Source organism: Pseudomonas sp. TMB3-21 (assembly GCF_054898145.1).
In genome coordinates, this window is the sequence record NZ_CM142718.1 from 4,014,931 (window position 1) to 4,028,693 (window position 13,763).

Here is a 13,763-nt window from a genome sequence, read left to right on the forward strand (position 1 = left end):
CTGTTAAATGATGTGTTTCCGAATCAAGCCAGAGTTAATGTGCCCAAGTGGGAGTGGGTAATGTTTTATGTATGCAGGCGTGACAAAGGCCTGGTGTGACCCAGTGGGTCAGGACACCAGGCTAAAGCAATATCACTCTTTCACGCTCATGAATTCTTTTGCCCAGCGGATGTACTCTTCAGGCTGGGTGTAAGTGTGCGTAAGTTCCGTCGCGCTCAGATCCGAAGCCTGGGTAAAAATCTGTCGCTGTTCGCGCAAACTGTCGTAAGTGGCCTTGATCGCGGCAAAGTAAGCACCGTGACCGTCGATGGTAACTCGTACACCCAGTTCCGCCAGACGCTTGTCATCGCGCAGCAGCGGATTGCCATACGTCACCAGCATCAGCGGGACGCTCAGGTGTTCGGCGATTTTTTCCAGTTGCTCGAAATCCTGCACGCCCACCATGCAGATTCCGTCGGCGCCGGCACGCTGATACTGCTGGGTGCGGCTGATGATTTCTTGCACCGGCAGGATGCCCGCATTGGTGCGCGCGATGATTGCCATCTCCGAATCGACGCGGGCTTCGAGGGCCGCGCGGATTTTGCCGACACCTTCTGCCACCGAGATCAGATCGGTGGACTTACGTCCGAATTGGGCGGGCAGCAGCGTGTCTTCGATGGTCAGTGCCGCGATGCCGGCGCGCTCCAGCTCCACGATGGTGCGCATCACGTTGAGCGCATTGCCGTAGCCATGGTCGGCGTCGGCAATTACTGGCAACTGGGCCACGCGGCCGATGCGGGTGGCCTGCTCGGCGAATTCACTGAGGGTGATCAAGGCGAAGTCGGGTGCGCCCAGTACCTGCAAGGATGCTACCGAACCGCCGAGGATGCCTACTTCAAAACCCAGGTCGGCGGCGATCCGCGCCGACATAGGGTCAAAAACCGAAGCCGTGTGATAGCAAGTATTGGATGCAAACAATTCACGAAAATTGCGGCGCAAATCTTGATGAGAAAGCCGGGACATAGAGAGTTCCACCAATGGAATGGAAGGCCTGAGCAAAAGTGTCAACGCCGAAGAAACAAAAGGCTATCACGCAAGAGGGGCGGGAATGATGACGAATTTACCTGGTAGCCTGCCCGGCAGCAGGTTTTTGCGGCAATCAGGCCGCCACAGCTCGACGTTGCCGATCAGGCAACGGCACCGCCCGAATGGAATCGCCCGGTTGCAATTGCAGGCGTTTGGCGGTGAGTCGGTCGACCACCAGCGTGTTGGCATCCCGGCGCGCGGGCGCTGCGGTGATTCGGCAGTTTTCCAGACGGCGGTTGTGAATCAGCCAGACCGGGGCTTGCTCGTCCGGTGCGCCGATGGCAAGTAACAAAGACTGGCTGTCACGAACGGTGCGGATGCTCGAGAGCTCAGCTTCGATGACCGGGCCTGCATCGAAAATGTCAATGTAGCCATTGTGAGCGAACCCTTCATCAGTGAGGATTTTCAGCGCCGGCTCTGTATTACGATGAGGTTTGCCTATTACCGCCTGTGCCTGTTCGGTGAGGAGGCAGGTGTAAAGCGGTTGACGTGGCATCAGTTCTGCGATGAATGATTTGCTGCCCAGGCTCGAGAGATGATCGGCGTGACTAAATTCCATCTTGAAAAAATGCCGGCCAAGGCTGTCCCAGAAGGGTGAACAGCCGTTCTCGTCGGCGCTGCCGCGCAACTCGGCAATGAGCTTGTCACCGAACAGCTCGGTAAATTCCGCCACGAACAGCAAACGAGCCAGCGACAGCAGACGACCATTGTGACCGTGGCGTTGATCAGTTCGCAGGAACAGCGAACACATTTCCGACTGGCCTGTCATTTCGTTATTGAGAAACAATGTCGGAATGCGGCGTTGAATGCCCAGACCCGCTGATGAGTTGACCGTCAGCCCGACCCGATAGTTGTACCAGGGCTCGCGCAGCCCCACGGCCCCGGTCAAGGCGCTGACCCCGACCACTTGTTGATCGTCATCTTCCAGCACAAACAGGTAATCGGCATCGGCCCGCTCGACCTGTCCGGCGAAGGTCCGTTGCGCCCAGCGCACCCGGTGGGCCAAACGGTCTTCGCTGGCCGGCAACGAGGTGAAACCTGGACCCGCCTGCTGCACCAGTGCCATGAGGGCCGGCAGGTCGGTGCCCTGAACCGGTCGGACGATCATTGCGAAGATCCCTTGAAGCGCATGCTCGGGCGCTGAGCTCTGGTTGCGTGCCAGGTAACACTCAAAGTTCGATGACCCGGATCGGGCTGTTTTCGCTGACGTTCAGAGCTGCGCACATTTCGCTATTCAGGACGACGGGTTGCCCTGCGGTGTAGTCGAGGTCGGCTACGATGGCTCGGTAGTTGTGCAACGAATCGTTGCTGACCAGGTAACGCCCGCGCGCATCGATGCATGCGCCGACTGCCACGGTCGTCGTTCTGCTGTGCGCAATGGAGCGGATGGCGGCGACGCGCGCGTACAGCGTTGGGCCGCCGTCGAACAGGTCGATGTAACTGTTGGTTTCGAACCCTTCGCGCTCGAGAATATCGCAGGCTGGCTGACCATTGGGGTGAACCCGACCAATGCAGGCTTGGGCTTCGGGAGGCAGCATGGGCACGTAAATAGGGTAATGCGGCATCAGTTCAGCAAGAAAAGTCCGGCTCTCGAGCCCGCAGAGGCGTTCGGCTTCCGCATAAGGCAGGTCGAAAAAATGCTTGCCCACCGCATCCCAGAAGGGCGAGCAACCTTCATCGTCGCTGTAACCAACGATCTCGCTGATCACTGCGTCGGCAAACCGGTGCGGGTGAGCAGCGATAAACAGCAGCCTTGCCCGTGACAACAACTCGCAGTACGCGGAGCGCTCCAATTGCGCTTCAATATGAAAACCACGCAGCAAGGTATGACCGTTGAGGTCCTGACACAGTGACAGCGCCGAAACGCCGTGCTCGATGTTCAACTCACGCGAGGCGCTGGTGAATTTCCGATTGCGCAGACTGTAAAACGGTTCGTTGAAACCCGCTGTCGCGAGAATTTCCGAGCAGCCGGCCAGTCGCTGATTGTCCTGGTCTTCCAGCACGAAAAAGTAGTTCTCCGGGCCATGGTTCTGCACATCGCCGGTCAACGAATTGCATGAGTCGAGAATTCTTCGTTGTAAGCGTTCACTGTCGTCGGGCAACGAAGTCACGCCAACGAGACTTTCCTGGGCAAGCCGCTGCAACTGGGGCAGGTCGCCTGGATCAACTGGACGAAAGACCAGCATGGATGCACTCCTGTATCAATGGATCTGGCTGTTGGCCAAACCTGACTATCACTGTCAGTTCCACGCGTGCTGATGAGATATCGTTTATTTTTATTCAGCTTTTAAACAAGTATTTATGCAACCCGCGATTCCTGTCTAGTTAAATTTCATGCGTTTTTCAAGCGTCAAAAACAGGGCGGGATGCCCGTAAGCCGGGGCCTACGTCAATGTCGATAGTGGGTGTAGGTTCTGACTGACAACTGTGTCGGACATTACTGACTTTCTGTCACTGACCGACGGGAAACATCGCTGACGCCCTACAATACGGCACAATTGCTCGATGACCGCCGGCCTGGTGCCGGCCCATCTTTATCACCGAGTAGTTCTTCGTGCAGGCAACCCGTCTAACCCTGATATGTCACGCTCGAACCGACGCACAAAAAATGGCGCAATTTCCTGCGGATGAGCCCGTCGAGATGGATCGGCATGCGGTGGGAGAATCGCGAAGACACGTGTTCAAGAAAGCTTTTCGATTAGTGTGTGGTCCAGAGCTGCGAACACGACAGACCGCCGAGTTGTTCGGGAGTGAAGTGGAAATTGTCAGCGCATTGCGCGATTACGATATCGGACGGTGGCAGGGCGTGCGGATCAAAGAACTGCAAATGTCCGAGCCGGCGGCCCTGCAATCCTGGCTTGAAAACCCGCAACTTTCGCCACATGGTGGTGAATCGCGGGTGCAGCTTTGCAACCGTGTTGGCGCATGGCTGGCAACGCTGGAATCGACGCCGGGACACATTGTTGCGGTCACCCATCCTTATGTCATTCGCGCCGCACTGACACAGGTGTTGGGAAGTGCAGCGTTTAACGACATCGACGTCGAACCCTTGTCGTCGATCGAACTCCGGTTCAACGGGCGTTGGCGGTTACGTTTAAGCAGCGTTGAAGCGCAGGAGATCTGATGAAACAGCTCAAGGTTATCGGCATCGGTGCGGGCAACCCGGACTACATCACTATGCAAGCCGTGAAAGCACTCAACAGCGTTGATGTTTTTTTCCTCATGGATAAAGGCAGCAGCAAAGACACACTGATCGATTTGCGCCGCGAAATCTGCGAGCGCTACATCACTCATGACGCGTGGCGCTTCGTCGAGGCGCGTAGCCCGGAGCGAGCGCGCGGTGATGTTGACTACACGTCGGCTGTCGAAGAGCTGAACCTGGTCAAACAGCAGACTTTTGCACGGCTGATCGATGACGAAATGTCTGACGGCCAATGCGCGGGTTTCCTGGTGTGGGGTGACCCTGGGTTGTATGACAGCACTGTGCGAATCCTCCAGGAAATTCTGGCGTCAGGGCGATGCGTATTTGAGTTTGAAGTCATCCCCGGTATCACCAGCGTTCAAGCGCTGGCGGCGCAGCACAAAGTACCGCTGAATCGCATTGGCCGTTCGATTGAGATCACCACGGGACGGCGACTGGCGGCGGGGCAGGTGAGCGATGCAGACAGCCTGGTGGTGATGCTGGACGCGGAAGATTCCTACCACCAGGTGGCTGATCAGGAGACACAGATTTATTGGGGCGCCTACTTGGGAACACCGGATGAGATCCTCATCAGCGGCAAGCTCAACGATGTCGCGGATGAAATCGAGCGCGTACGCAAAGCGGCCCGAGTGGCCAATGGCTGGATCATGGACACCTATTTGCTGCGCAAGCCCTAGACATCCTCAACACTGGCGCCAGCAGACAAACCGCCATCGCGGGCAAGCCGGGCGTCTAGAGCCGCGCCTTCATCTCCCGACCAAATCTCTGTCGATACACCGACGGCGGCACGCCGACCACGCTGCGAAAGGCGACGCGGAAACTCTCCACGGACCGGTAGCCGCAGCGCTGGGCGATCTGATCGGTATTCCATGAGGTCGTTTCCAGCAACTCACGGGCGCGTCCGAGCCGTTCATGCTGCAACCAGGCTTTGGGCGGCATGCCGGTCGCTTCGGTAAATCGACGCAAGAATGTCCGTTCGCTCATCGCGGCTTCACTGGCCAGTTCGCGCACTTCCAGCGGTTCGTGCAAACGCTGCCGCGCCCATTGCATCACGCGCGATAGATCGCTGCGCGGCGCAGGGCTGACCGGGCTGGGAATGAACTGCGCCTGGCCACCGGTCCGTTGCGGCGACATCACCAGCCGCCGTGCCACCGAGTTGGCCACCTGCGTACCGAAATCGCGGGTGACCAGGTGCAGGCAGGCGTCGATGCCCGCGGCACTGCCCGCCGAGGTGATCAATTGGCCTGAATCGACATACAGCACGTCCGGGTCCACCCGAATGTCTGGAAAACGCTCGGCCAGTTCCGCGGTATAACGCCAATGCGTTGTGGCCCCGCGGCCGTCGAGCAAGCCGGTTGCCGCCAGTACAAATACACCTGAGCAGATCGATAGCAGACGCGCACCGCGCTCGTACGCTCGTCGCAGGGCCAGAATCAGCTCCGCTGGCACTGGCGCGTTACGGTCCCGCCAGCCGGGAATAATGATCGTTCGCGCGTCATTCAGCAGGTCCAGGCCACCGTCGGCCAGCACCTGAATGCCACCCATAGCGCGCATCGGGCCCTGATCGACGGCGGCAATGCAGTGTTCATACCAGGGGAAATCGAACTCAGGCCTGGCCAGACCGAATATCTCTACGGCGATGCCAAACTCGAAAGTGCAGAGGCCATCGTAGGCCAGAATCGCGACTGATCCAGGGTATGTGTGCATTTGGCTGAAAATTCCCGGTGAGTGTCCTGTGCGCCACTGTAGCGCCAAGCCTGACGCCGATAAAGTCGCCATACACCTACCGAAACGGAGCACCGCCCATGACCAGTCTGGTCCGTCAAATTCCCGCAGCCCCTTCGGCGATTGCCTTGATGCATTTCAGCAACCGTCTGACCTTTGAAACCGATTGTTCTGACGTGCATGGCAGCCAACAGGCCGGCGTTGGAGATTTTACTCTGGTGGACGTGCGCGGTCCGCTGGCGTTCGAACGAGGCCACGTGCCTGGCGCGATCAACATTCCCGGGCGATTGCTGACTATTGAAGCGCTGGCCGCCTATCCGCAATCAACGCTGTTTGTGGTGTATTGCGCGGGGCCGCACTGCAATGGCGCCAACAAGGCTGCGGTGAAACTGGCGGCGCTGGGTTATTCGGTCAAGGAAATGATCGGAGGTGTGACCGGATGGCTGGATGAAGGATTTGAACTAAGCGTTGCCGCGCCGCGAGCGAACAGCCAGCCGATCGGATGCGAATGCTGATTTGGACAAAGGCGCGGATTTAAGGAAATTTGTCGCCTGAACACTGTTCGAACTCCTGGAGCCGCTCTAGACTGCCGGCCACGTCGGCGTTCTCGCCGAATGCTGTCTATCGAATGCTGCCAATAAAAGTCTCCGCCTACAGGAGTTATAAATGAAGAAGCTAATGATGTTCGGTGCCTTGGCACTGTCGGTATTGTCCCTGACCGCTGTGGCCGAGGACGCCAAACCGATTCGCATCGGTATCGAAGCAGGCTACCCGCCGTTCTCGATGAAAACCCCGGACGGCAAACTCACCGGCTTCGATGTGGACATCGGCGACGCTCTGTGCGAACAGATGAACGTCAAGTGCACCTGGGTCGAGCAGGAATTCGACGGCTTGATCCCGGCACTCAAGGTGAAGAAGATCGACGCGATCCTGTCGTCCATGACCATCACTGATGATCGCAAGAAAAACGTCGATTTCACCATCAAGTACTACCACACGCCGGCCCGCTTCGTGATGAAGGCAGGCACCGACGTGAAAGACCCGTTGAAAGAACTGGTAGGCAAGAAAGTCGGTGTACTGCGCGCCAGTACCCACGACCGCTTCGCCACTGAAGTGCTGCAACCGGCCGGCATTTTCCTGGTGCGTTACGGCTCCCAACAAGAAGCCAACCTGGACATGGTTTCGGGTCGCCTCGACGCGACGCTGGCCGACTCGGTCACCCTCGACGACGGTTTCCTGAAAACCGACGCAGGTAAAGGGTTTGCCTTTGTCGGCCCCACCTATGAAGACGCCAAGTATTTTGGCGGCGGTGCCGGTATCGCCGTGCGCAAGGGCGACAAGGAGCTGGCAGACAAATTCAACGCGGCGATCACCGAGATCCGCGCGAATGGCAAATACAAGCAAGTGCAGGACAAGTATTTCGACTTTGACGTTTACGGTCATTAATCGCACCGCTTGAAAAAAATGGCCTCCGCTAAAACGGAGGCCATTTTTTTGCCTCACAGTTCGGACGCCTACTGCACAGTGTTAGGCTCTGAGGTGAATCCTGCACTTGTGAAGGAAGGCTCATGTTGAAGTTTCTGGCACTGATCACACTCCTGGCGTCCGCCGCCGTCCACGCTCAAACCCCGCTGCACGCTGACCTGCCGCTGAAATATCTGGCGCAAACCCACGCTGAATCCGCTGGCCAGCCGCTGATCATTTTCATCCACGGTTACGGCAGTAACGAAGAAGACCTGTTTGACATCAAGGATGAACTGCCCTCGCATTACAACTATGTGTCCGTGCGGGCACCCATGGTCATGGAGGAGGGGAGTTACAAGTGGTTTCGCGAGAAAGGCAACGCGGGCTACGACGGGGAGACCGAGGATCTGAAGGCCAGTGCTCAGTTGTTGTTGGAATTCATCGCACAGGCTGCGAAGAAATATCGCACCCAACCCAACAAGGTTTTCCTGGTGGGTTTCAGCCAGGGCGCGATCATGTCCTATGAGGTCGCGCTGCGGCACCCCGAGGCAGTGGGCGGCATTGCGGCGCTGAGCGGGCGGATTCTGCCGGTGCTCAAGGCCGAACTGAAACCCGATGAACGACGCCAGTCATTGGCGATATTCATCGGCCACGGCACGCTGGATCAACGTCTGCCTTTCAACGACGGTACCGAGGCTGACAGCCTGCTGCAGAGCCTGTCACTCAAGCCTGAATTTCACGCCTATCCTGGCGTTGGTCACAGCATCAGTGGCGTGGAGCTGCAGGATCTGCAGCGCTGGCTGCAACGCTTGAACCCATGAGGCTTATTTGCCGCTGATGATTTTTTTGACCAGTGTGTCGTGACCGGCATTGTCGCTCAGGCGAGAAATGACCTGAACCAGTGCCATGCGCGTGCCGGACGCGGCCATCAGCGTGGTGTCGAGGGTTTTGCCGCCGCCCTGAGTGGCCGAGCTGTCGATCTGGCGAATGCCCAGGCCGGTGCCTTTTTGAGTCAGGCTTTTCTCGCTGATTTTGGTGAAATCGGGCAGTGCCTTGGCCTGCTCCGTGGCGAAGTCGGCCGCTGCGGAGTCGAGAAACGCACCGTCGTTATCCTTGACGTTGACGCCACCGGGGATAGTATTTTCGGCGACGATCACTACGGTTTTGGTGGTCTCGTTGGTGTACATGGTGCCGCTCGCTCCGGTCGGGCTCGCGGGCAGCGGGTTGGCGCTGAAGCCTTTGGGCAGGGTGAATTTGAGTTTGTCGCCCAGCATCGAGACTTTTAGTTCAGTGCCTGTAGGTGTGGCCTTCGCCGCGTAGGCATTCAATGCACCCAGGCTGGCGACCGCCGCCAGCAACAGGACGACAATTTTTTTACTCAACAATGACATTCGGAACTCTCCAGGGATGGCGACGCGGTGGGCTCAATCATCCCATGGAATCGTGAATTGTGAAGCCGCGACCGTGTTCACGCTTTGTGAATGTCGGGGGCGGCGACAGCAGCCGGTTTGGCCAGCAAGCGCTTGGTGACACCGAGCATCGCCACAGACACTGCAACGCCGAGACCGAACGCGGCCAGGCCCATATCAGGCAGCGTCAGTGCCACCACCAGGCAAAACGCGGCGAACGAATACATGCCTGTGGCCGTAGCGCGTAACAACGCAGCGGTGAACGCCGGGCCTCGGGTTTGCTGGGAAAAGACCGCCATCACGCTGCCGAGCACCGGGAAAACCGCGAGCAGACCGCTCCAGCGTTCGCCGACCGTGCTGGCCAACAAGGTCGCCGCGAGGGTCAACAGGGCGCCAGCGAGCATGCGCATGAACAATTTATCCGACTTCGGCGCCGGCCCCGCGACGATAGGCTGCACTTTGGGAAACAGATAGGGTGCAGCGAGCAACGCGGCAGTAGCGGCGCTCACCGATAACGCCAGCGAAGGCGGAATCACCGACAAGCCAACCGCCACCGCAGCCCAGACCAATAAGGAGGACGCCAACGCCAGGGGCCATCCGGTGCGCTGTGCAACCTGGGCGTAAGTCACACAGAACGCGATCATCGCGAACATTGCCGACAACGCTGCGGTCGCTGCGTGGGCGGCAAAAACTTCGCCCTGCTCGACGGCGAGAAAAAACAGAATCGGCCCAACCACCACCGGCAGCCCCGCCAACCACCCGGCTACGCTTGGGCCCCAACGTTTACCAGCGAGGGAAATCAGCAACAGGAATCCGGGAATGACCAGCAGTTTGAGCAACAGCACGCGTACACCTCCAATGTGAGAGGGCAACGGTAGCACTGTGGAGGTTGGATTGCTCTATCGATTAGTCAATATTGTATACAAGGTTTTCGCCTGAATTCGCTGGAGCCTAATGACGATGCCGCGCGATCAACCTGAAACCTGTAGCAGCTGCCGAAGGCTGCGTCCGGCGGCGTTACCGGCCTAAACCGGCTTATCTGCTGCAACAGAAAAATCGCTGCCCGAGCCTGACGCAGCCTTCGGCAGCTGCTACGGATGCGTGGAAAAGCCCAGTGCGACTGGGTCGCACCGGGGGTGGTGCCGGACGGCGCGGATCTTCGTGGGTCCCCGCGCCGACCGTTGAACGCTTTATGCCCGCTCGATGGCCAGTGCCACGCCCTGGCCGCCACCGATGCACAAGGTGGCGAGGCCTTTTTTGGCGTCGCGCTTGATCATTTCGTGCAGCAAGGTCACCAGCACGCGGCAGCCCGATGCGCCGATCGGGTGGCCCAGCGCAATGGCACCGCCATTGACGTTAACCTTGTTCAAGTCCCATTCCAGGTCCTTGGCCACCGCCAGCGACTGCGCGGCGAAGGCTTCGTTGGCTTCGATCAGGTCGAGTTGTTCAATCGACCAGCCGGCCTTGTCCAGGCAACGGCGCGTGGCGCTGACCGGACCGATGCCCATGATCGCCGGGTCCACACCTGCGTTAGCGTACGCAGCGATTTTTGCAAGCACCGGCAGACCCAAGGCTTTGGCTTTTTCGGCGCTCATCAGGATGACAGCCGCAGCGCCGTCGTTCAGCGAGGACGCGTTGCCTGCTGTCACCAAACCGTCTTTCTTGAAAGCGGCTTTCAATTTGCCGAGGGATTCGGCGGTGGTGCCGGCCCTTGGTTGCTCATCGGTGGCGAAGGCCAGTGGATCGCCTTTGCGCTGAGGAATCAGAATCGGCGTGATCTCGTCGGCAAAACGCCCGGCCTCAATGGCCGCTGAAGCTTTCTGCTGAGACGCCGCGGCGAAGGCGTCCTGCTGCTCGCGCGTCAGGTTGTACTTCTCGGCCAGGTTTTCGGCAGTGATGCCCATGTGGTAATCGTTGAACGCATCCCACAGACCATCACTGATCATGGTGTCGACGATTTGCGCGTGACCCATGCGCAGACCGGTGCGCGCACCGGGCATGACGTAATTGGACAGGCTCATGTTTTCCTGACCGCCGGCAATGATCACGTCGGCATCACCGCAACGGATCGCCTGGGTTGCCAGGTGCAGCGCCTTGAGGCCCGAACCGCAGACTTTGTTCAGGGTCATCGCCGGCACGGTAAACGGCAGGCCGGCCTTGATCGCTGACTGGCGCGCCGGGTTTTGTCCGGCGCCGGCGGTCAACACCTGGCCCATGATCACTTCATCGACTTCAGCCACGTCCAGGCCGGTTTGCTCGAGCAACTGGCGGATCACCGCAGCGCCCAGATCAACGGCGGATACGTTGGCCAAGGCACCCTGAAAACTGCCGATGGCGGTGCGGGTGGCGGCAACAATGACGACTTCTTGCATGGAATGATTCCTCACTGGGCAGCGAACTGCATTTCCGGAACATGATCGGGCACGATCAGTTTACCCGCGGTTTTGGCGACGATTTCCTCGACGCTGACACCCGGTGCACGTTCCTTGAGAATGAACGCGCCGTTATCGATTTCCAGGTAGGCAAGGTCGGTGAGCACGCGTTTGATGCACCCGGCGCCGGTCAGCGGCAGGCTGCATTGGGACAACAGCTTGGACTCACCATCCTTGGACGCGTGAGTCATGATGACGATGATGTTATCGGCGCCAGCCACCAGATCCATGGCGCCGCCCATGCCCTTGACCATTTTTCCGGGAATCATCCACGAAGCGATGTTGCCTTGCACGTCGACTTCAAAGGCGCCGAGCACGGTCAGGTCGACGTGGCCGCCGCGGATCATCGCGAAGGACTCGGCGGAAGAAAAGATCGACGCGCCAATCCGCGCGGTCACGGTTTGCTTGCCGGCGTTGATCATGTCGGCATCGATGGTTTCTTCGGTAGGAAAAGGACCCATGCCAAGCAGGCCGTTTTCCGACTGCAGCATCACCTCCATGCCTTCCGGGATGTAGTTGGCGACCAGGGTCGGAATGCCGATGCCGAGGTTCACGTAAAAGCCATCCTGCATTTCGCGGGCGACGCGTTGAGCCATTTGTTCGCGGGAGAGTGCCATTGTTGTTATTCCTTCATTCGGTCCGGGGGCAGGGAATCACTTACGCACGGTGCGCTGTTCGATGCGCTTCTCGAACGTGCCGCAAATGACCCGATCGACGTAGATGCCGGGGGTGTGGATCTGCGACGGGTCCAGCTCGCCGGGTTCGACGATTTCTTCGACTTCGACCACGGTGATCTTGCCGGCAGTGGCGGCCAGCGGATTGAAATTCTGCGCCGTGTGGCGATAGATGACGTTGCCGAAATGGTCGGCTTTCCAGCCTTTGACGATGGCAAAGTCGCCGGTGATGGATTCTTCCATCAGGTACTGGCGACCGTGAAACTCGCGCACTTCCTTGCCTTCGGCAACCGGGGTGCCGACGCCGGTGGCGGTGAAGAATGCTGGAATGCCAGCGCCGCCCGCTCGCATTTTTTCCGCGAGGGTGCCTTGAGGGGTGAGGTCGACTTCGATCGCGCCGCTGAGCAATTGCTCCTCGAACATTTTGTTCTCGCCGACGTAAGAGGCGACCACTTTGCGAATCTGCCGATCTTCCAGCAGCACGCCCAGGCCGAAACCGTCGACGCCACAGTTGTTGGAAACCACGGTAAGTTCACGGGTGCCTTTTCGCTTGATTTCGGCGATGAGATTTTCCGGGATGCCGCACAGGCCGAACCCACCGGCGATTACGGTCATGCCGTCTTCGAGTCCTGCCAGAGCTTCCTCGTAGGAACTCACGCGCTTGTCAAAACCTGCCATATGCACCTCTTTTATTCTTTGTGGGCGGCTGGCTAGCCGTATGGGTTGAGTGTCTCGCTGGACGATTGATTTGTTAAGTTGATTTTTGCATTCGATTGATAGATAAAACTCACGAATATGATTTTTTGCAATAGCGCAGTGGTGATGATGTTTATAGCGGTCTCATCGCGCGCAAGCTTTGCACCTACAGGCAATCAGACATGACAGTGAAGCAGATCAGGGCGTTTCTGGCCGTAGCGCAGAGTTTGAGCTTTGCGGTGGCCTGCGAGCGGTTGCACTTGTCGCAATCGGCGCTGAGTTTGACTATCAAGGCCTTGGAAGACGGGCTGGGCGGGCGGCTGTTTACCCGCAACACGCGCAATGTAGCGTTGACGCCCGAAGGCGAGGCGCTGGTGCCGCTGGCGCGTCGTCTGATCGCGGATTGGGACAATGCCGAAGACGAATTGCGTCAGCGATTCACCCTTGAGCGGGGGCGCGTCACCCTGGCAGCGATGCCGTCGTTCGCCGGTAATTTACTGCCGCCAATCCTGAAGACCTTCCGCGCCCGCTATCCCAAAGTCAATGTCACGGTGAACGACGTGATCAACGAGCAAGTGCTGGAAATGGTCCGCGACCGGCAGGTGGAGCTGGGTGTGGCGTTCGAGCCATTGCAGAGCTCGTCGCTGCACTTCACACCGTTGTATGTGGACCGCTTCGTGGCGGTGGTGCCGCAAGATTCGCCGCTCGCGCAACGCAGTGACATCGATTGGCAGACGTTGCTCAAAGAACCCTTTATTACCTTGCAACGCCCGTCGACCGTGCGGGTGATGCTGGAAGAACACCTTCAGGCGCGCGGGATGAAATTACCGGTGGAGTTTGAGAGTCATCAATTGGCGACCGTGGGCAGGATGGTTGCCAGCGGGTTGGGCGTGAGCGCAGTGCCGGCGTTGTGTGCCGGGCAGATGCGCGAGTTGGGCGCGCGCTGTTTGACGTTGAATGATCCGGTGGTGGAGAGGGCAATTGGCGTGCTGACCAAGCCTGGCGTGGAGCTGTCGGCGGCGGCTCAGGCGTTGTTTGATATTTTCCGAGAGGAAAACCTGGGTGAGCGAGGGTCCGCACGCTGAACACATGGCCC

General features: G+C 58.7%; 15 protein-coding genes. 6 read left to right on the plus strand and 9 right to left on the minus strand.

Features of this window, described 5'->3' with window-relative positions; all coding sequences use genetic code 11:
- Positions 1 to 132: 132 nt before the first annotated feature.
- From ACYZTS_RS18380 to ACYZTS_RS18390, 3 genes are all read right to left on the minus strand, one after another.
- Complete coding sequence (locus ACYZTS_RS18380) at positions 133 to 1,002, minus strand: isocitrate lyase/PEP mutase family protein (protein ID WP_028623448.1); 870 nt, start codon at positions 1,000 to 1,002, stop codon at positions 133 to 135.
- 136 nt (positions 1,003 to 1,138) lie between these two features.
- A complete protein-coding gene (astA, locus tag ACYZTS_RS18385) occupies positions 1,139 to 2,173 on the minus strand; it encodes an arginine N-succinyltransferase (protein WP_461991044.1) in 1,035 nt (344 codons plus the stop codon).
- Between the two features lie 61 nt (positions 2,174 to 2,234).
- The gene (locus tag ACYZTS_RS18390) at positions 2,235 to 3,251 is read right to left on the minus strand and encodes an arginine N-succinyltransferase (RefSeq protein WP_461991046.1); all 1,017 of its coding nucleotides are present in this window, start codon (positions 3,249 to 3,251) and stop codon (positions 2,235 to 2,237) included.
- A 368-nt stretch (positions 3,252 to 3,619) separates the two neighbouring features.
- On the opposite strand from ACYZTS_RS18390, the gene ACYZTS_RS18395 reads away from it, so the two are divergent.
- Positions 3,620 to 4,189 (plus strand): histidine phosphatase family protein, encoded by a 570-nt coding sequence (locus tag ACYZTS_RS18395; protein WP_461991048.1) that lies wholly within the window; start codon positions 3,620 to 3,622, stop codon positions 4,187 to 4,189.
- Positions 4,189 to 4,944, plus strand: a complete 756-nt coding sequence (gene cobF, locus ACYZTS_RS18400; RefSeq protein ID WP_028623452.1) for a precorrin-6A synthase (deacetylating) — start codon at positions 4,189 to 4,191, stop codon at positions 4,942 to 4,944. Before ACYZTS_RS18395 ends, cobF begins: the two co-directional genes overlap by 1 nt.
- A gap of 55 nt (positions 4,945 to 4,999) precedes the next feature.
- On the opposite strand, the gene ftrA is transcribed toward cobF, so the two are convergent.
- Positions 5,000 to 5,974, minus strand: a complete 975-nt coding sequence (ftrA, locus tag ACYZTS_RS18405) for a transcriptional regulator FtrA (RefSeq protein WP_461991050.1) — start codon at positions 5,972 to 5,974, stop codon at positions 5,000 to 5,002.
- A 98-nt stretch (positions 5,975 to 6,072) separates the two neighbouring features.
- On the opposite strand from ftrA, the gene ACYZTS_RS18410 reads away from it, so the two are divergent.
- From ACYZTS_RS18410 to ACYZTS_RS18420, 3 genes are all read left to right on the plus strand, one after another.
- Positions 6,073 to 6,507 carry a rhodanese-like domain-containing protein gene (locus ACYZTS_RS18410; protein WP_461991052.1) on the plus strand — a complete coding sequence of 145 codons (435 nt, stop codon included), beginning with the start codon at positions 6,073 to 6,075 and terminating at the stop codon, positions 6,505 to 6,507.
- Between the two features lie 151 nt (positions 6,508 to 6,658).
- On the plus strand, positions 6,659 to 7,438 hold the full coding sequence (locus tag ACYZTS_RS18415; protein WP_028623455.1) for an ABC transporter substrate-binding protein: 780 nt from the start codon (positions 6,659 to 6,661) through the stop codon (positions 7,436 to 7,438).
- 122 nt (positions 7,439 to 7,560) lie between these two features.
- Positions 7,561 to 8,277: an alpha/beta hydrolase gene (locus ACYZTS_RS18420; RefSeq protein WP_461991054.1), complete on the plus strand. Its 717-nt coding sequence runs from the start codon at positions 7,561 to 7,563 to the stop codon at positions 8,275 to 8,277.
- 3 nt (positions 8,278 to 8,280) lie between these two features.
- Here the strand turns inward: ACYZTS_RS18420 and ACYZTS_RS18425 are convergent, their stop codons facing one another.
- From ACYZTS_RS18425 to ACYZTS_RS18445, 5 genes are all read right to left on the minus strand, one after another.
- Positions 8,281 to 8,847: a DcrB/PsbP domain-containing protein gene (locus ACYZTS_RS18425; RefSeq protein ID WP_461991056.1), complete on the minus strand. Its 567-nt coding sequence runs from the start codon at positions 8,845 to 8,847 to the stop codon at positions 8,281 to 8,283.
- 77 nt (positions 8,848 to 8,924) lie between these two features.
- Positions 8,925 to 9,710, minus strand: coding sequence for a hypothetical protein (locus ACYZTS_RS18430; RefSeq protein WP_461991058.1), 786 nt, complete (start codon positions 9,708 to 9,710; stop codon positions 8,925 to 8,927).
- A gap of 345 nt (positions 9,711 to 10,055) precedes the next feature.
- Positions 10,056 to 11,237 carry an acetyl-CoA C-acetyltransferase gene (locus ACYZTS_RS18435; protein WP_461991059.1) on the minus strand — a complete coding sequence of 394 codons (1,182 nt, stop codon included), beginning with the start codon at positions 11,235 to 11,237 and terminating at the stop codon, positions 10,056 to 10,058.
- An 11-nt stretch (positions 11,238 to 11,248) separates the two neighbouring features.
- On the minus strand, positions 11,249 to 11,914 hold the full coding sequence (locus ACYZTS_RS18440) for a CoA transferase subunit B (protein ID WP_150578775.1): 666 nt from the start codon (positions 11,912 to 11,914) through the stop codon (positions 11,249 to 11,251).
- A 36-nt stretch (positions 11,915 to 11,950) separates the two neighbouring features.
- Positions 11,951 to 12,649, minus strand: a complete 699-nt coding sequence (locus ACYZTS_RS18445; protein ID WP_461991061.1) for a CoA transferase subunit A — start codon at positions 12,647 to 12,649, stop codon at positions 11,951 to 11,953.
- A 200-nt stretch (positions 12,650 to 12,849) separates the two neighbouring features.
- Between ACYZTS_RS18445 and ACYZTS_RS18450 the strand changes: the two genes are divergently transcribed.
- Positions 12,850 to 13,752: a LysR substrate-binding domain-containing protein gene (locus ACYZTS_RS18450; protein ID WP_461991063.1), complete on the plus strand. Its 903-nt coding sequence runs from the start codon at positions 12,850 to 12,852 to the stop codon at positions 13,750 to 13,752.
- Positions 13,753 to 13,763 lie beyond the last annotated feature (11 nt).